Below are 15,522 nucleotides of genomic sequence, written 5' to 3'. Positions count from 1 at the left end.
ACAAAATCCGGGTCAAACCCAAGATTGTATCCTGTTTACCAGGAAATACGCTGCCCCGCCGACCCCGCTGTTACACCGTCAGGATGATCTTGCCGATGTTTTCGCCGGCTTCCATCATGGCGTGGGCCGCGGCCGCCTGCTCCAGGGGGAAGGTGGCGTGCACGATGGGCTTGATGGCGCCCTGTTCCAGCAGGGGCCACACGCGCTGGCGCAGGGCCTGGGCGATGGCGCCCTTGAAGGCCACCGGGCGCGGGCGCAGGGTGGAGCCGGTCAGGGTCAGGCGGCGGCGCAATATCTGATTGCAGTCCACCTCGGCGCGGGCGCCGCCCAGCAGGGCGATGACCACGATGCGGCCGTCGTCGGCCAGGCATTTCATGTTGCGGTTGATGTATTCGCCCGCCACCATGTCCAGGATGACATTGACGCCGGCGCCGCCGGTGGCGTCGCGCACCTCTTGCACGAAATCCTGCGTCTTGTAGTTGATGCCGCGCGCGGCGCCCAGCGCCTCGACCGCGCGGGCGCGCTCGTCGCTGCCCACGGTGGCGTAGACGGTGTTGCCCAGGGCGCGGGCCAGCTGGATGGCCGTGGTGCCGATGCCGCTGGCGCCGCCGTGCACCAGCAGGGTTTCGCCGTCTTGCAGGGCGCCGCGGTCGAACACATTGCTCCAGACCGTGAAATAGGTTTCAGGCAGGCCGGCGGCCTCGATCTCGGACAGGCCCTTGGGAATGGGCAGGCACTGCGCGGCCGGGGCGACGCAGTATTCGGCGTAGCCGCCGCCCGCCACCAGGGCGCACACCTTGTCGCCGACCGCGAACCCGCCGGCCGCGGCGTCGCCGCCGACGATCTCGCCGGCCACTTCCAGGCCCGGCAGGTCAGAGGCGCCCGGAGGCGGCGCGTAGTTGCCCTTGCGCTGGAACACGTCGGGGCGGTTGATGCCTGCGGCTGCAACCTTGATAAGCACTTCGCCCGCGCCCGGTTCGGGCATGGGGCGATCGGCCGGCACCAGGACTTCGGGGCCGCCGGGTTGGGTTATCTCTACAGCTCGCATGTCACGCCTCCTGGATCAAATGGATTATTATTGCGCCCTTTACGGAATATCCAAACCGGCCGCACGGCGTCACCGTCCACGGCCCGGACTTTCCCGTCGCGGTACCATACCGTCGACACAAGACGGAAGCGTGGCCGAGTGGTTGAAGGCACCGGTCTTGAAAACCGGCAAGGGTTTGCGCCCTTCGTGGGTTCGAATCCCACCGCTTCCGCCAGCCATCCCCCCCGCACCCATGGCGAAATTGGTAGACGCAAGAGACTTAAAATCTCTCGCCGCAAGGCGTCCCGGTTCGATTCCGGGTGGGTGCACCATCCCCGGCCATGCATTTCCCCGTTGGGCACAGTGCTTGCTGTTGCGCTTTCCTCAAGTATCCCGGACGGCAATCCGTCCCTTCCCCGGAGAGCGAAATGGCCAAAGCGCATACCAGCAATACGCAGCAGACTCACGACCTGCTCTATCAAGCCCTGGAGACCGAGCTGGGCGGCATGCAGGTGTATGAGGCGGCGATCGGCTGCGCCACCAATGACGACCTGAAAGAAGAATGGCAGGGTTACCTGAAAGAGACGACCACCCATCGCCAGGTGCTGCTGACCGTGTTTGAGCAGCTGGGGCTCGATCCCCAGGCCCAGGTGCCGTCGCGCGAGATCGTGGCGCACCACGGCAAATCGCTGGTCAAGGCCATAGAGCTGGCCAAGGCGCAGGGCGACCCGGCGGCCGCGCAGATCGTGGCGGCGGAATGCGTGGTGCTGGCCGAAACCAAAGACCACCTGAACTGGGAACTGATCGGCCTGCTGGCCGGCAAAACCGGCGGAACCCAGGCGAAGGTGCTGAAGCAGGCGTTCGACGCGGTGGAAAAAGACGAAGACCACCACCTGTATCACACCAAGGGATGGACCCGCGAATTGTGGATCGAGGCACTGGGGCTGCCCGCCGTGCTGCCGCCGCCGGAAGAAGTGAAACAGGTGGAAACCGCGATTGGCGCCTCGCGCGCCGAGCATGCGCGCGACGACATGCTGCGCGGCCGGCACTGACACCGGCGAGCGGGAGGCCGTGCGGTAACATGGCTGGCGTCTGAAGTCATTTTCCGCGCATGGACGCCTATCTCGACAAAATCGGCCAGTTCATCCAGGCCAACCACGACTGGGCCGGCCCGGTCACCTTTCTGCTGACGCTCGGCGAATCGCTGATCGTGCTGGGCCTGTTCATTCCCGCCACGGCGCTGATGCTGCTGACCGGCGGGCTGATCGGCGCGGGCACGCTGTCGCCCTGGACGGTGCTGGCGTGGGGCCTGGCCGGCGCCGTGGCGGGCGATGCCCTGTCGTACTGGGTGGGCCGCTGGCTGGGCCCCGGCCTGCTGCGGCGCTGGCCCTTCACTACTCAGCGCAGTGCGGTAGCGCGCGCCCGGCTGTTCTTCTACCGCTACGGCTTCGCGTCGGTGCTGATCGGCCGCTTCCTGGGGCCGATCCGCTCCACGATCCCGGCCGTGGCGGGCATCATGGGCATGAGCCAGGCGCGCTTCCAGCTGGCCAATGTGCTGTCGGCGCTGGTCTGGCTGCCGCTGATGCTGGCGCCCGGCTTCATCACGGCCCGCGGCGTAGGCGCGCTGCAGGGCAGCCAGCACATCGGCCTGATCATCGGCACGGCGGTCTCGGTACTGCTCGGCGGCGGGCTGCTGGTGGCCCTGGTGCGCAAGCGCCGCCCGGAAAACGCCCGCGCGCGGCGCCACCGCTAGCAGCCGCTGCGCGGCAAAGGCCTCGCGCATGGTTTATCGCATTCTTGCCGATCTGGTCCTGCTGGCCCATGCCGGCTTCATATTGTTCGCGGTGCTGGGCGGTTTGCTGGTGCTGCGCAAGCGCCGGCTGCTGCCGTGGCACCTGGCGGCCCTGGCATGGGGCGCCGCGGTGATGGGCATGGGCTGGATCTGTCCGCTGACCCCACTGGAAAACCAGCTGCGGCAACTGGCCGGGCAGGACGGCTACCCCGGCGGCTTCATCGAGCATTATGTATTCGGCCTGATCTACCCCGACGGCCTGACCCGGCCCATGCAGATGGCCCTGGCGGGCGCCCTGGTGGCCTTCAACGCGGCTGTCTACGCCGTTGTGTATCGCCGCCGGCGCCAATAGCGGCGCCCCGCCCTCGCGGCGGCGTCATCGGCGGCGCAGGCTGAACTGCGGGCCAGCGTGCAGGCGCTGGTAGGCGTCTTCATGGTCGATGATGGCCAGCCTCATTCTGGGCGAATAGCGGACCGGAACCTGCGCCCCCTGCTTCAGCCATTCGGCCGCGCGTTCTTTGAACAGCTGTTCGATATACACATCGCGCCCGCTGAGCGTGGCCTGCGACGGCTCCAGTTCCACCACCAGCTGGTACCACCGGTCGTTGTCGCCGCCCTGCCGGCCGCAGTTTTCGGCGGCCAGGATCTTGCCCGCCACGCGAGTGCCCGACTTGAACACGTGCTCGGAAATGAAGTCCACCAGCAGCGAGCGCAGCTGGAAAAGCATGATGCCCGCGAAAAAACACGCCAGGATGATGTTGTAGGCGTGTTCGTTGCCGAAAAAGCCTGTAATCGACACCAGCAAGGCGACGTAGACCAGAAAGCAGGCGGCCGACCCAATAATCAGCACATAGCCGAGCAGGCCTGTCAGGTGGTAGTAGATCATTCTGCACACGTGGCGAATGGGCGCGGCCGCGGCAGCCGGGCGCTCAGCCCTTGATGGACTCTACCGCGCCTTGCGCCGTCAAGATGATTTTGCTGCGCCCCGGCAGGTACTTGAGAGGAACCCGGGAGCCAGGCTCGATATTGCGCCGGCCGTCCGCCTTGATGAGCTGCGTGACTTTGGCGGTGAACGGGGCTTGCCGCGGATCTTCGGGAACCACCTTGATCACTATTTTGTACCAGTTGCGGTCGTTTGAATTCTCGGGACGCCCGATGCACGTCGCGGACAGCACTTCCCCTGTGCCGGGCAAGCCTTTGTCGTTGATGTACTTCGATTCCATCAGCGATATTCCGCGGTACAGGATGACCATGGCACCGGCGGCAAGGAAGAAATTCAGCGCCGAGTCCGTCCGGCCGCCGTCCCAGATGCCGAATGGGTCCTGCAGCCTGGCCTGGCGCATATCCCAAAGATAGCTCAGGCCGGCGATGACCAGCCCCAGCGCAATCAGGCCTGTTATCCAGCGGAAGACGCCGGCGTACTTCATCATTTCATTCAAGGCGCGAATATCGCGACCAGGCCGTTATCCCGCTTCAGGTAGCAGGCGATGGTATTCCAGAGATTCTGGATCGCCAGGCACAGCCATCTGATCACCGGCCCGCCCGACGCAATGACCGACACGGAAAACAGCGCGATGGTGGTGCCCAGCATGAACAGGGTGCCCGTAGTGGCTCCCAAGACGGACGAGGGCATGTCGATGGTCAGCGGCGCCACGGAATAAAGGTTGTGCCCCGGCTTGTTGTTTATATAGACATTGGTGGTGGGCAGCTTCATGCAGCTGAACATTTCGTTTTTCGACGGCCCGGTCATGTAAGGCCCCAGGCCGGTGCTTTTGCCCGACCCCATGCATCCCCAGAACGGCATGATCCTTCTCCCTAAGTTAAGAAACGCTCCACAACTCTGCTTCGAACAATTCGTTGTCCCGGCTGATCGCTCCCGGCCGGTTTTTCAGGTTTTCATCGCACAGCGCGCGATGGAACTTGGTGCCCATCATCAGCGCGTCGTCGAACGCGCATTGGTGCAGCCTGGCATAGGAAAAATCGGCGTACTGCAATTCGGTGCCGGAAAAGCTGGAATCCTCGACGTTGGCCTGCTGAAAAACGGCCATGTTCAAGGTCGACGAACCGAAATCCGAGCCGACAATAACCGCCCCGTTCCACAGGGTTTTATCAAGGCACGCCCGCGCCACGCTGGATTGCTGCATATTCACATTGACGAACAGCGATTCGCGGATGTCTGCTTCCAGGAAAGAGGTGTTCTTTACCTCGCTGTCAGAGAAATTGCTTCCCGCCAGCGAGCAGCGGGCGAAAATGACATTGTGCAGCTTCGCCTCGTTGAATTGCGCTCCGGACAGCACCTGGTCTGAAAAATCCTGCCCCGACACATCACACCCCGAAAAAGCCACATCCCGCATCGTGGCCTGTTTCAAGTTGACCGTGCGCAAGTCGAGTTCGTGAAGCAGAGCGCCGGACAATACAGCCGAAGAGAAATCCGCCTCGTCCAGGACGACATCCAGGAAATTCACGTCATCGAGCCTTTGGCCGCAGAAGCGCACCTGGGTGGCATCGGAATCGGTGAGTTCCATCTTGCTGCAGTCGCAGGCGTCAAAAGACGTCTTGACCAGCCTCGACGAAAGAATGGTGGCCTGCGTCAGATTGCAGCCCGTAAACGACGCGCCCGACAAGTCGCAGTGCAACATCTGGATGCCGGAAAAATTGGCAGCCGCCGCCCTGGCGCCAGCAAAGCTGCATTTGTGGAATATGCAGTCCTTGAACGACGTCTTGTCGAGCGTGACCCGGGAGAAGTCGACATTGTGGAACGACATTCCTTCGAGCATGTCTGCACCGAAGGCTTCGCCGGCCACGCTCATGTCCTGCATCAGCTCCAGGGTGTGCGCCTTGGCGAGAATCTGCGCCTTGCTCATGGCTGCCCTCTTTCCGACTGCGCGCCGGGCGGGCGGCGCGGCACCAGGCGGGTATGCTGCACATACGAGTCGGAAATATCCGTCGCCGGGTCCAGCAAAGTCTCGCTCATGTCGGCACGGAAAAAATTGCATCGCGCCAGCCGCGCGCCGATGAAGTCGGCTTTCTGGAAAATCCCGTGCATGAAGTTGCTGCCCGACAGATCCGAAGTATTGAAACTCGCCCTGATGAACATGGTCTGAGGCGTGCGGATCTGCCGCAGCGCGCAACGCTCGAAAACGGCCTCTGACAAGTCGCAGCGCTCGAACACGCAGCCCGACAGATCAACGTCGGTAAAACGCACCGCCCGGAACATCGTCTGCAGAAACGAGTTTTCCAGGATACGGCAGCCGTCGAACTTGGCGTTCGACATGAAAGTGGTCTTCAGCACATGGCACTTTTCCAGCTCTACATTGGCAAGCGAAGTCCCGTCGAACAACGGCCCCTCCAGCAGGCACTCGTGCAACGCCGAGTCACGGATCGTGCACTCATAGAAGTCTGTCTTGAACAGCTTGGTACCCGTCATGCTGCAATTTGCCAGCGCGCACGCCCTGAAATCGATTGAATCCAGCAGCGTCGAGACGAAATGGACGTCGGTGAGTGTTGCGCCTTCAAAGTCGAATTTGTCAAAGGTGGCATCTTCGAAAGTGCAGGATTGCAGCCGGGTTCCCTTTTCCGAAATCACGTTCCGCCACAGCGCGCCCCGGGCGGTGCAGCTCTGGAAATCGGCCTGACTGATATTGCAGCCCAGGAATTTCGCATCATCGAGCTGCGTAGCGCGAAACTGCGCCCGGGCCAGCACGGTCTTGTCGAACTTGGCGCCCGATAGATTGCAGCCGCTCAGGTCGGCGTTTTCCAGCCATGCCTCGGAAAAATCCGCCCCCGACAAGTCCATGCCGGAAAGATCGGCGCCGGTGAGATCCATTTTTGAAAGATTGCGGCCCAGCCGGTATTTTTTGAGCACCCGGTTGCGCAGGAGGCTGGCCTGATGCTCGCCCACTTTTGCGACACCGCTCTGGTAATGGACGGAATACAGATAGACCTTGTTCATCGACGAGCGCAGAAAACTGGTCATCTCGTGCGATTTCCTGTCCAGCGCGGCGGCCATCTCGCGATAATCCCTGCGCCCCTCCAGCGATTTCGCCTCGCCGTACAGTCCTTTTATCTCGGGTGGCCCCCTGTGGGGCAGGACGATGTCATCGGCGGTCTTCTTGCCGGCAAAATCCAGGCTGCGGTAAACGTCCTGCTGCAGCTTGCGCGAGTTCGCCCAGGCCTTGTCGCCGCTGTCCAGCCACGCCGGGTCATTCCTGGCGTCGCGCTCGGCCTGGAGTTCGGCCATCAGCTCCTGCTGGTACTTCCGATTGGACTCCACCATTTCAGGCAAATCGCTCAGCGATTTGGGCTTGGTCGGCCCCACGAACACGCCCGGGGGAAAGCCGCTTTCGCCGAGCATCCGATCGACCTTGGAAAGCAGCGCATTACTGCCGAAATCCAGCTTTTCGATCCAGGGCGCCAGCATGTCGGCGGGCATGAGCTCGTCGTCGTTCAGCGCATGCAGTACCGCCTGCTGGCGGTCGTCGCGCAGGGCGTAGATATGCTCGTAATGCGCTTGCGGACGCGGCTGCCCGGTTCGCTCCAGGGCAGCCATGACCGTGCTTACGTCATAGCCGTCATCGTCATTGATAGGCAAAGTGCCGTGAAACAGCAAAATGTACCGGCTCTGATGCGGCACGAACCAGACCGTGGTGCATCGCATCGGCATTTCATCCAGCTGCCCGTCCCCGAAACGCCTGCGGATGAAACATCGCGCCTGCACCTCGGGCAAGGTTCCCGACCAGCATGGCTGCTCTTGCTGCATATTCCAGATTTCAAACGATGCGCCCAAGGGCAGCGTGTCGCGGTCGTGCCATATCTGGTCGTCCGCGGCCCCGTTGAATGCCGTGGGCTGCATATCGTCGAAGAATCCCGTGCCGACATTTTCCAGCCACTCCGCGTCCCACGTACCGAGCCGTTGTATGCGCGGAGGCCAATCGATGCGGATCTGGCCCAGATTGCAGGGGCGAACCATCTGGCCCCTGCTGTGAATGCGCTCGGTGGGCGATTCCACGTTCGGCAAGGGCACCGCCCGCACGCCATTAAACTCGGCCTCGTCCAGCCCTACCCCCAAAGGATTTTCCGGCACCGAGCCGCCGCCGAATGAGCGCCCCCATGTCAAGGGCATGCAATCGAATGGCTGAGGGCTGGAAATGCGGTTGCCTGTCCAGTGCCGGTCGCCGAATGCCAGCACATCCTTGCGCTTGTCTGCTACTCGCACGCTCACCATGCAATGTCTTTTTTCATCCTGGTGCGCCGTGTACGCGTTTCCGCTTACCAGAAACTCGGGATGAGGCTTCGGCATTACATAATCGAGCATTTCATCCGCGTCGAGCTCGGGCAGGGTTTCCTGCATCCAGGCATGCTCGGGCAGGATGAGCGGCGTCCCTCCCTTGTCTTCGAATGTGGCGGCGATGGTGACAGCCAGGTGCACGCCGTTGCGCCAGCGATACGGCCTGGGCATGACCAGCAATCTCAGCGGCTTGATGAACTTCACAGAGTCGACTCAGCGGTAATTCGAATAAAAACGCGCATGAATGGAAACGATATGCCTCATGATGAACTTGTCCACGATCCAGTTATTCGACGAGGTATTCTGCGTTCCCAGCAATGCAATATAGAAGTCAAGGCCGAACACGGTGCGCTTGTAGGCCGCCGCCGACGAAGTCCTGACCCAATAGGCCGCATTCACGGCAGTAGCGCCGAAGAAGCCCATGTTGTTGCTGAACGAAGGGCTGGGCGCAGTGGTTTCATAGCCAGCCAGGTATTTCGTATTTGACTGCGCGGTATCCACGTGGTCGATATCAGCCTGGGCCAGGTAGTTCTTGCAATTTATATGCAGCTCTCCGGCAGTGGTCTGGAAAAAAGGGCCTTTCTCTATCTTCCATTGCGTCAGGCCCGTCACTTTCTTGTTTTCATCGGCCAGATAGGTCTCCGTGACCAGCCCTTGCACACGCGCCTTCAGATAGCCGAATATCTCGATCCCGGGCGAGGCATCGGGGTTGGACGTCACGGCGATGGCGGCGGCGGATGCTGCGCCGGCTTCGGCGGCCGCCGCCGGCGGGACGCCTGCCGCAATCGCCTCGCGTGCCTTCTGCTCGGCAGTCGCCCGATCGGCGCCGGCATCTTCGGCGGCATCGCCGGCCGCCGTTATCGCCAAAGCCTCTTGCTCGCTCTTGCTCAACCCGGCGGCATTTTCCTCGACGGCCGTGCGCGCCTGGCCGCCTGCCACCCTGGGGTCGGCTACCGCGGCACCGACCAGGCTCTCGGCCAGGCCGGGCAGTTCCTCTTCGGCCATGGGCGTGCCGCCCGGACGCTGGGCCAGCTGCTCTCCGGCCGCGCTTACCGCCGCCGAGGTCACCGGATCGACGCCGTGCTCGGCCAGGATCTGGCTCAGGCTTTCGCCGAATCCATCGAGCGTATATTGCTTCGCCGCGGCCTCTGCCGCGGCCGCGGCGGCATCCGATCCGGGTAAGACTGCGTATGGGGTGCCCATAGATGCCTCTTATTTCTTCTTTATGTGGGTTTTCTTGGCTTTGCGGTTGTCGCTCCAGGCCAGAATGAGTTCCAGAAGCGCAGCCCGCCCGTCGCGCTCCGAATCGCTGGCTTTGGTCGATATCACCACGTCCGAGTCGTAGCCCGCCACATAAAACCTGACCCCTGACACTGACAGGGATGCGATCCCGAGATTCTTGGCCTCGATGCCCCGCCTCATCACATTCTGCCAATACAGCTGGTATGAAACGGGGACATACGATTCATAGGTACCCTCGTATATCCCGCGCGCCAGCGAGTATTTCGAGCGGGCCGCTTCACGGGTCGATGAGGTCTTCAAGGTGTCGGTAACACGCAGATTGATGTCATGGCCGGCCATGTCATATTTTGTGTTCTGCGCGTGGGTATGGAATGCCGATCCGCCGATCTCGAGCGTTTCGGTATTCATGAAGGTGTACTCGGCACGCTGGTGAACCATCATGCTGAGATAGCCGAAAATGTTGAACGAGTCCGCCTGCGGCAGCATCTGGCTCATCACCGCGGCTGCGGCCGCCGCGGCCGCTTCGTCCGGCGGAACGCCGGCATCGATCAGCCGGGCAACCTCTTGCTGCACCGGGCCGGACGCCTCGCTTTCCGGCACGCCCGCGTCGGCCAGGGTCTGCATGGCGCCTTTCTGCGCCAAAGAAATCTTCTCGTCCCGGCTGAGGTCGCCGAACGTCTTTCCCGTCTTGGACAGATCGGCATTCACCCGGCCGCTGGCCGTGGCGGCCACCCGGGTCGGGTCGGCCACGGTGATGCCCGTGAGCTGTTCCGCCGACGCCAGCGCGCCCGCGGGATTTTCTTCCGCCATCAGGCTGGCGGTGCGGGCCGATGCGGCAGCCGTGACAGGATCGACACCATGCTGCCGCAGCGTCTTGTCTACAAACTTCTCCAGCTCTTTCGGAGCGACGTTGCCGCCGTTGCGCTGCCAGAACGCATTCACCTCGTCAACGGCATCGGCGGCTGTCGAGCCGGGCAATACATAGGGAATGTTCTTGTACAGTGAAGTCATGTATCACCGAGCGTCGCAGTTGCGCATCAACGATGCATTTACCCAAGAATCATCAAGATCACCGATACGCCCATCAGCGCCAGGTTGGTTTTATTGACGTTGTCGCCGACATCATCGAAAGACACGCCTTTGATGCCGGTACGTATGCCAAAGTTGGTAACCATTCTGGCCGCCACGCCCACCTTGACCGGCGCCACGTGTGCGTTGAGCAAGGCGCCCGATACAGACCAGTCGGACACCGAATGGGAATGCCCGAAGTCGCTGGAATACCACGGGCCGCGAGAAAAAGAGTAGTTGGATACATTGGACTTTTTCTCGGCGTGGACGATGTTGGTTTCGCTGTGGCTGGCCTCGATGCGTATGCTGCCCGCCGTCAGATAGGCACTCTGCGCCTTGATGTCGACCGTCCCTTCATGGGTGTATACAACCTGCCCCAGGGTTGTCTTGATATGCGAGCTGTCGAATTTCAGGTCGACGAAGTCATGCACCGTGACCTTCAATTGGCCCTGTATATCCAGGCCGGCCGACGCCAGCGCTCCGCCGGAGATTGCATTGGCGACCGCGCTTTGAACCAGGCTGGCCGTGGCCGGATCGACATTGTGGTCTGCCAGGCTGCTCGTAACGTCCTTCAGTATGCCGTCATTGCTGTCTGCCGATATGCCGGTGGCCGCCGCGATGTCGTCGGCGCTCAGAACGCCCGCGCTGGCATTGCGGTTGCGGATATCGGCGGCCAACTCGCTGATGGAGGGCTTGTCTTTGTCCGCCTCCTGGCGGCCCTTTGCCGCCCCGAGCGTCGCAGCGGCGCCGGGCGGCAGGTGCTGCTCGGCATAAGCGCTGGCGGCTTCCTCGGCGGCCACGTCGCCCAGCGACGGAGAGCCGTAGATCACACCGTTGCGGGCGTGTTCTTCGATGACGGCGGTTATTTGCTCGGCGGTCGCGTCGGGCCCCAGCGCCTCGATCGCGGCATTGACCTCGTCGCTGATGGCCTGGATATTATCTGTGCCCATGGCGGCTTCCCGGATCCAAGGTATTAACCGACATTGCCAAAGATCGTTTTCTTGAAGCTGCCCACCTGCACCGAACCATACGAACCCACTAGGTAATGGCCAACCGCATTCACTTCGGTGATTGCCTGCGCCCCTATCTGGGTGGTGGTCAGCATGCCGGTAACCGACCGGGTAACGTCGCCAGTAACCGATTGGCGCACCACGCCCTGCGTGGTCTCGACATACGATTTCTGGTTCACGGTGGTGGTGCCGTCCCGGGTGCAATCGGTCGTGCCTTTTACGTGGGTTTTCTTCGTTCCCGCAGTCGTGCTGAGCCCTTCGCCCACATCAACGGTGTAATTCGAGCCGACCGTGTGCCCATGGTTGTTCACCACCTCGTGGTTCATGTCCTTTTGCGCCCGCTGGTGCACCAGTTCGCTGCCCAGCGTGTCGTCGAAGATCATCTTGTTGCACATGGTCGGGTCGCCGTACACCGACTGGCTGCGGAAACCGCTCTGGTTCGCGTTGCCCGGCAGCTCGACCGGCGGCATGTTGTTGGCGTTGTACACGCGGCCCAGCACCAGCGGACGATCGGGGCAGCCGCCGATGAAATCGACCACCACTTCGTCATTGATGCGCGGCAATTGCAGCCCGCCGAATCCGCCGCCCGCCCAGGGGCTGGACACGCGCACCCAGCACGAACTGCTTTCGTTTTTCTGGCCGTAGCGGTCCCAGTGGAACTGGATCTTGATGCGGCCGTACTTGTCGGTCCAGATTTCCTTACCGGCGGGGCCCACCACGCGGGCCGTCTGCGGGCCGTGGGTGCGCGGAATGGGCGTGACGCGCGGCGCGCGGAATTGCACGCTGGACGGCAGCGCCGAGAAGGACTCTTCGTAGAATTCTTCCGAGCCGCTGTTGGTGGAATAGCCGCCCACGCTCATGCGGTAATTCACCGACACCACCAGGTATTCACGGTTTTCGGCCTTGCGGGGGTGGTTTTTCAGCGTGAAAAGGTGGCCGGGCGCCAGGCCGCGGGCGTTGCTCATGCCCAGGTCCTGTTCCTGGATGCTTTGCAGTTCTTCCAGGCGCACGCGCGCGTATTGCTCGCCATGCTGCGCTTCCTGGAAACCGCCCTGCCACTCGAACATTTCCAGGTTGCCGGGCTCGGACCCGCCGGCCCGCTTGGACACGGCATCCAGGCTGGCGCCGGGCTTGGTGAAATCGTAGTCCACCGTGGCGTAGCCGTCGGGCGTAACCTGCGCCGAGATTTCCCACATCGAAACGTATTCTTCCTGCGGCGTGGACACGCGGTCGGGGCCGTAGTAGGGAATCGATTCGTAGCCCGGCACGGGCTCGTGCGAACCGATGTCGTCGGTCATGACCAGCGTGTGCTGGTCTTTGTCGTGCTTGAAGTAGTAATAGATGCCCTCGTGCTCCATCAGGCGGCTGATGAAGGCGAAGTCGGTTTCCTGGTACTGCACGCAGTATTCCCAGGAACGGTAGCTGCCCGTGAGCTTCATCTCGAACGGATAGCCGTATTCGCCCAGCACTTCCTTGATGATGTCGGGAACGCTCTTCTGCTGGAAGATCTTGTTGTCCGAGGTTTGCGTCAGGTACCACAGCCAGGGCCGCACCGTGACCTTGTAGATATAGTTGCGCGACGTGCTGCTTTCGCGGCCCACCATTACGCAGCGCACAATCTGGCCGCTCAGGTAACGGGTTTTCGACGTGGTGGCGAGTTCCAGCGTCAGGGGCTTGCCCAGCAGCTGTTTCAGATCCAGGTTGAAATTGTCGGCCAGCAGTTCGACATCGAATTCGAACAATTGCGACATGCCTTCGTGGCCTGTCATCTGCTTGAATGTCAGGCTGCCTTCCAGGGGAGTATGGGCAATGATGGGACGGGACTGGATGAAGCTTGGAATATCCACAAGTACTCTCCCGAGACTATCTTTTTACGGTAAATGCAGGGCCCGCCCTGCTGTGTTCATGCGAATGTCATGCTGCCTGGATACACTGCGCCGATTAGGGATTACCCGCGCAAGCTACTTGAAGTGAAAAACCGCCTCAAGGCGGTTTTCCCTAATAGATGCAACAAATCTATAACTGCTGAAAACGCCAGCCATATCGTGTCTGGAGATGGCCTGTTGCAGCACGGCATCTGGCCGACCGGGCGGCCGGGCCGGCAGACCGTCCCCGCAATTTATTGTTACCAGAAACTGGGGCCACGTTCCTGCTACAGTGTCGGCCGTCGACTGTCTTTTCCGGCGCGCCCGCGCCGCTGCCGTGCCCTCGCCTGACCTGATCCCCGCCCCTTTTGTCGTGCTGGACGCCTGCGTCCTGATGTCCGGCATCGTGCGCCGCCTGATGCTGCGGCTGGCCGCCAGCGGCGTCTACCAGCCGGTCTGGAGCGAGCGCATCGGCGAGGAATGGCGCCGCAATGCAGCCCGCCTGTGGGCCATTCCGGCCGATGTGCTGGACGATCAATGGGCCGAAATGAACCGGCATTTTCCGCAAGCCGCGCAAGCCGATCTGCAGGCCTACGAAGCAGGCCTGCGCTACAGCGACCCCAAGGATTTCCACGTGATCGCGGCCGGCCTGGCGTGGCGGGCCCGCTGCGGCCTGCAGCAGCCGCCCCAGGTACTGGTGGCCACCTGGAACCTGAAGGACTTCAGCCGCTCGGAATTGCGGCGCCAGGGCCTGGACGCGCTCAACCCCGACCGGCTGCTGTCGCAGTGGTGGCAGGCCGACGCCGCGCGGCTGCGCGAGGCGATCCGGGCCGTGCCGGACGATTACGTGGCCCTGGGCCGCGAGCCGGAACCTCTGGCCGCCACGCTGCACCGTGAACGCCTGTACCGCCTGAAGGCCCTGGTGGCGCGCGACGGGCTGTAGGCCGCGCGGCGACCATTCTGGCCCGCGGCGGGTCAGTGGTCGTGGTTGCTGGCCGCGAAGCCGGCTGCGTTCAGCACGTTGATGACTTCCTGGATGTGCTCGGGGCCGCGCGTTTGCAGCACGAAATCCACTTCCACATTGCGCACCGGCAGCGCCGTGAAGGCGCGTTGATGATGCACTTCGGTGATGTTGGCCTGGGCATCGGCAATGAGCTTGGTGGCGTGCGCCAGGGCGCCGGGCAGATCGCGCAGGTCGACGCGGATGCGGGCCAGGCGGCCGGCCCGCACCATGCCGCGCTCGATCAGCTCGCCCAGCATCAGGGGGTCGATATTGCCGCCGGTAAGCACCAGCGCCACGCGCTTGCCGCGAAAGCGGTTGGTGCCCGCGGCCTGGTCGTGCAGCAAGGCGGCCAGGCCGGCGGCGCCGGCGCCCTCGACCACGGTTTTCTCGATTTCGAGCAGCACCACGATGGCGTGCTCGATGTCGGCTTCGCTGACCAGTTCGATGCGGTCGACCAGCCGCCGCACGATTTCCTGGGTGATGGCGCCGGGCGACTTGACGGCGATGCCTTCGGCGATGGTGTAGTGCCCGGGGGTCATCGCCACGCCGCGCATGGCCGCGTACATGGCCGGAAAACGTTCGGTCTGCACGCCCACGATCTCGATGCCTGGCTTGATGGCGCGCGCCGCCGTGGCGATGCCGCCGATCAGGCCGCCCCCGCCGATGGCGATGACCATGGCGTCGAGGCCGGGCTGGTCTTCCAGCATTTCGAGCGCCAGCGTGCCCTGCCCCGCGATGACCGCGGCATCGTCGTAGGGATGGATCATGACCAGGCCGCGCTCGCGCGCCAGTTCGTAGCCGTGCGCCTGGGCATCGTCGAAGGTGTCGCCGTGCAGCACGACATCGGCGCCGAATCTGCGGGTGTTGGCCACCTTGACGGTGGGCGTGAAGCGCGGCATCACGATGACCGCCGGCACGCCCATGCGCTGCGCATGGTAGGCCACGCCCTGGGCATGGTTGCCGGCCGACACGGCGATGACGCCCCTGGCGCGCTCTTCGGGGGTAAGCGCCAGCATGCGGTTGAGCGCGCCGCGTTCTTTGAACGACGCCGTGAACTGCAGGTTCTCGAACTTCAGCCAGACTTCGGCGTCCAGGATGTCGGACAGCGTGCGCGAATGGGTGAACGGCGTCTTGTGTACCTGCCCCTGCAAGCGGGCGCGGGCGGCTTGAATGGCGGCAAGATCGATCAAGATAGAGGCCTGTGGGCGTGCGGCGCCCCGAAGGTGGG

Annotated in this window: 15 protein-coding genes and 2 tRNA genes; 6 read left to right on the top strand and 11 right to left on the bottom strand. The window is 62.8% G+C overall.

Going from position 1 to position 15,522, the window contains the following annotated elements:
• Nucleotides 1-70: 70 nt before the first annotated feature.
• Entirely contained in the window at nt 71-1,048 is a 978-nt protein-coding gene (locus tag J2P76_RS07735; protein ID WP_207405904.1) for an NAD(P)H-quinone oxidoreductase, read from the bottom strand.
• Between the two features lie 124 nt (nt 1,049-1,172).
• Between J2P76_RS07735 and J2P76_RS07730 the strand changes: the two genes are divergently transcribed.
• The 5 genes from J2P76_RS07730 (at nt 1,173) to J2P76_RS07710 (ending at nt 3,171) form a co-directional block, all read left to right on the top strand.
• Nucleotides 1,173-1,262 (top strand) — tRNA-Ser (locus J2P76_RS07730).
• 12 nt (nt 1,263-1,274) lie between these two features.
• Nucleotides 1,275-1,359, top strand: a tRNA-Leu gene (locus J2P76_RS07725).
• Between the two features lie 96 nt (nt 1,360-1,455).
• A complete protein-coding gene (locus J2P76_RS07720) occupies nt 1,456-2,079 on the top strand; it encodes a hypothetical protein (RefSeq protein ID WP_207405902.1) in 624 nt (207 codons plus the stop codon).
• 59 nt (nt 2,080-2,138) lie between these two features.
• Nucleotides 2,139-2,780, top strand: coding sequence for a DedA family protein (locus J2P76_RS07715; RefSeq protein ID WP_207405900.1), 642 nt, complete (start codon nt 2,139-2,141; stop codon nt 2,778-2,780).
• A 28-nt stretch (nt 2,781-2,808) separates the two neighbouring features.
• The gene (locus tag J2P76_RS07710) at nt 2,809-3,171 is read left to right on the top strand and encodes a DUF2784 domain-containing protein (RefSeq protein ID WP_207405898.1); all 363 of its coding nucleotides are present in this window, start codon (nt 2,809-2,811) and stop codon (nt 3,169-3,171) included.
• 24 nt (nt 3,172-3,195) lie between these two features.
• Here the strand turns inward: J2P76_RS07710 and J2P76_RS07705 are convergent, their stop codons facing one another.
• The 9 genes from J2P76_RS07705 to J2P76_RS07665 are packed head-to-tail and all read right to left on the bottom strand — an operon-like array spanning nt 3,196 to nt 13,273.
• Entirely contained in the window at nt 3,196-3,705 is a 510-nt protein-coding gene (locus J2P76_RS07705) for a hypothetical protein (protein ID WP_207405896.1), read from the bottom strand.
• A gap of 43 nt (nt 3,706-3,748) precedes the next feature.
• Nucleotides 3,749-4,249 carry a hypothetical protein gene (locus J2P76_RS07700; RefSeq protein ID WP_207405894.1) on the bottom strand — a complete coding sequence of 167 codons (501 nt, stop codon included), beginning with the start codon at nt 4,247-4,249 and terminating at the stop codon, nt 3,749-3,751.
• 5 nt (nt 4,250-4,254) lie between these two features.
• The gene (locus tag J2P76_RS07695; RefSeq protein WP_207405892.1) at nt 4,255-4,623 is read right to left on the bottom strand and encodes a hypothetical protein; all 369 of its coding nucleotides are present in this window, start codon (nt 4,621-4,623) and stop codon (nt 4,255-4,257) included.
• 16 nt (nt 4,624-4,639) lie between these two features.
• Nucleotides 4,640-5,683, bottom strand: a complete 1,044-nt coding sequence (locus J2P76_RS07690) for a pentapeptide repeat-containing protein (protein ID WP_207405890.1) — start codon at nt 5,681-5,683, stop codon at nt 4,640-4,642.
• Nucleotides 5,680-8,310: a DUF2169 domain-containing protein gene (locus J2P76_RS07685; protein ID WP_207405888.1), complete on the bottom strand. Its 2,631-nt coding sequence runs from the start codon at nt 8,308-8,310 to the stop codon at nt 5,680-5,682. The genes J2P76_RS07690 and J2P76_RS07685 overlap by 4 nt, the downstream gene beginning before the upstream one ends.
• 9 nt (nt 8,311-8,319) lie before the next feature.
• Complete coding sequence (locus tag J2P76_RS07680) at nt 8,320-9,309, bottom strand: hypothetical protein (RefSeq protein WP_207405887.1); 990 nt, start codon at nt 9,307-9,309, stop codon at nt 8,320-8,322.
• Nucleotides 9,310-9,318: 9 nt separating this feature from the next.
• Nucleotides 9,319-10,359 (bottom strand): hypothetical protein, encoded by a 1,041-nt coding sequence (locus J2P76_RS07675; RefSeq protein ID WP_207405885.1) that lies wholly within the window; start codon nt 10,357-10,359, stop codon nt 9,319-9,321.
• Between the two features lie 38 nt (nt 10,360-10,397).
• Nucleotides 10,398-11,366 carry a hypothetical protein gene (locus J2P76_RS07670; protein WP_207405883.1) on the bottom strand — a complete coding sequence of 323 codons (969 nt, stop codon included), beginning with the start codon at nt 11,364-11,366 and terminating at the stop codon, nt 10,398-10,400.
• Between the two features lie 23 nt (nt 11,367-11,389).
• On the bottom strand, nt 11,390-13,273 hold the full coding sequence (locus J2P76_RS07665; protein WP_207405881.1) for a type VI secretion system tip protein TssI/VgrG: 1,884 nt from the start codon (nt 13,271-13,273) through the stop codon (nt 11,390-11,392).
• 355 nt (nt 13,274-13,628) lie between these two features.
• Here J2P76_RS07665 and J2P76_RS07660 point away from each other — a divergent pair, with 355 nt between their 5' ends.
• Nucleotides 13,629-14,234 carry a PIN domain-containing protein gene (locus tag J2P76_RS07660; RefSeq protein ID WP_207405879.1) on the top strand — a complete coding sequence of 202 codons (606 nt, stop codon included), beginning with the start codon at nt 13,629-13,631 and terminating at the stop codon, nt 14,232-14,234.
• 32 nt (nt 14,235-14,266) lie between these two features.
• Here J2P76_RS07660 and J2P76_RS07655 read toward each other — a convergent pair whose 3' ends face one another.
• Nucleotides 14,267-15,484, bottom strand: a complete 1,218-nt coding sequence (locus J2P76_RS07655) for a threonine ammonia-lyase (protein WP_207405878.1) — start codon at nt 15,482-15,484, stop codon at nt 14,267-14,269.
• Nucleotides 15,485-15,522: the final 38 nt, after the last annotated feature.

The organism is Bordetella petrii, from assembly GCF_017356245.1.
GTDB lineage: Bacteria > Pseudomonadota > Gammaproteobacteria > Burkholderiales > Burkholderiaceae_B > Bordetella_A > Bordetella_A petrii_D.
The sequence above is the reverse complement of the archived record's forward strand: the minus strand, read 5'-3'. Positions and strand labels throughout refer to the sequence as shown.

Coding starts and splice junctions, on each gene's coding strand:
- J2P76_RS07705 (WP_207405896.1), bottom strand. CDS start 3,705: ATGATCTACTACCACCTGACAGGCCTGCTCGGCTATGTGCTGATTATT.
- J2P76_RS07670 (WP_207405883.1), bottom strand. CDS start 11,366: ATGGGCACAGATAATATCCAGGCCATCAGCGACGAGGTCAATGCCGCG.
- J2P76_RS07675 (WP_207405885.1), bottom strand. CDS start 10,359: ATGACTTCACTGTACAAGAACATTCCCTATGTATTGCCCGGCTCGACA.
- J2P76_RS07715 (WP_207405900.1), top strand. CDS start 2,139: ATGGACGCCTATCTCGACAAAATCGGCCAGTTCATCCAGGCCAACCAC.
- J2P76_RS07735 (WP_207405904.1), bottom strand. CDS start 1,048: ATGCGAGCTGTAGAGATAACCCAACCCGGCGGCCCCGAAGTCCTGGTG.
- J2P76_RS07710 (WP_207405898.1), top strand. CDS start 2,809: ATGGTTTATCGCATTCTTGCCGATCTGGTCCTGCTGGCCCATGCCGGC.
- J2P76_RS07700 (WP_207405894.1), bottom strand. CDS start 4,249: ATGATGAAGTACGCCGGCGTCTTCCGCTGGATAACAGGCCTGATTGCG.
- J2P76_RS07695 (WP_207405892.1), bottom strand. CDS start 4,623: ATGCCGTTCTGGGGATGCATGGGGTCGGGCAAAAGCACCGGCCTGGGG.
- J2P76_RS07720 (WP_207405902.1), top strand. CDS start 1,456: ATGGCCAAAGCGCATACCAGCAATACGCAGCAGACTCACGACCTGCTC.
- J2P76_RS07680 (WP_207405887.1), bottom strand. CDS start 9,309: ATGGGCACCCCATACGCAGTCTTACCCGGATCGGATGCCGCCGCGGCC.
- J2P76_RS07690 (WP_207405890.1), bottom strand. CDS start 5,683: ATGAGCAAGGCGCAGATTCTCGCCAAGGCGCACACCCTGGAGCTGATG.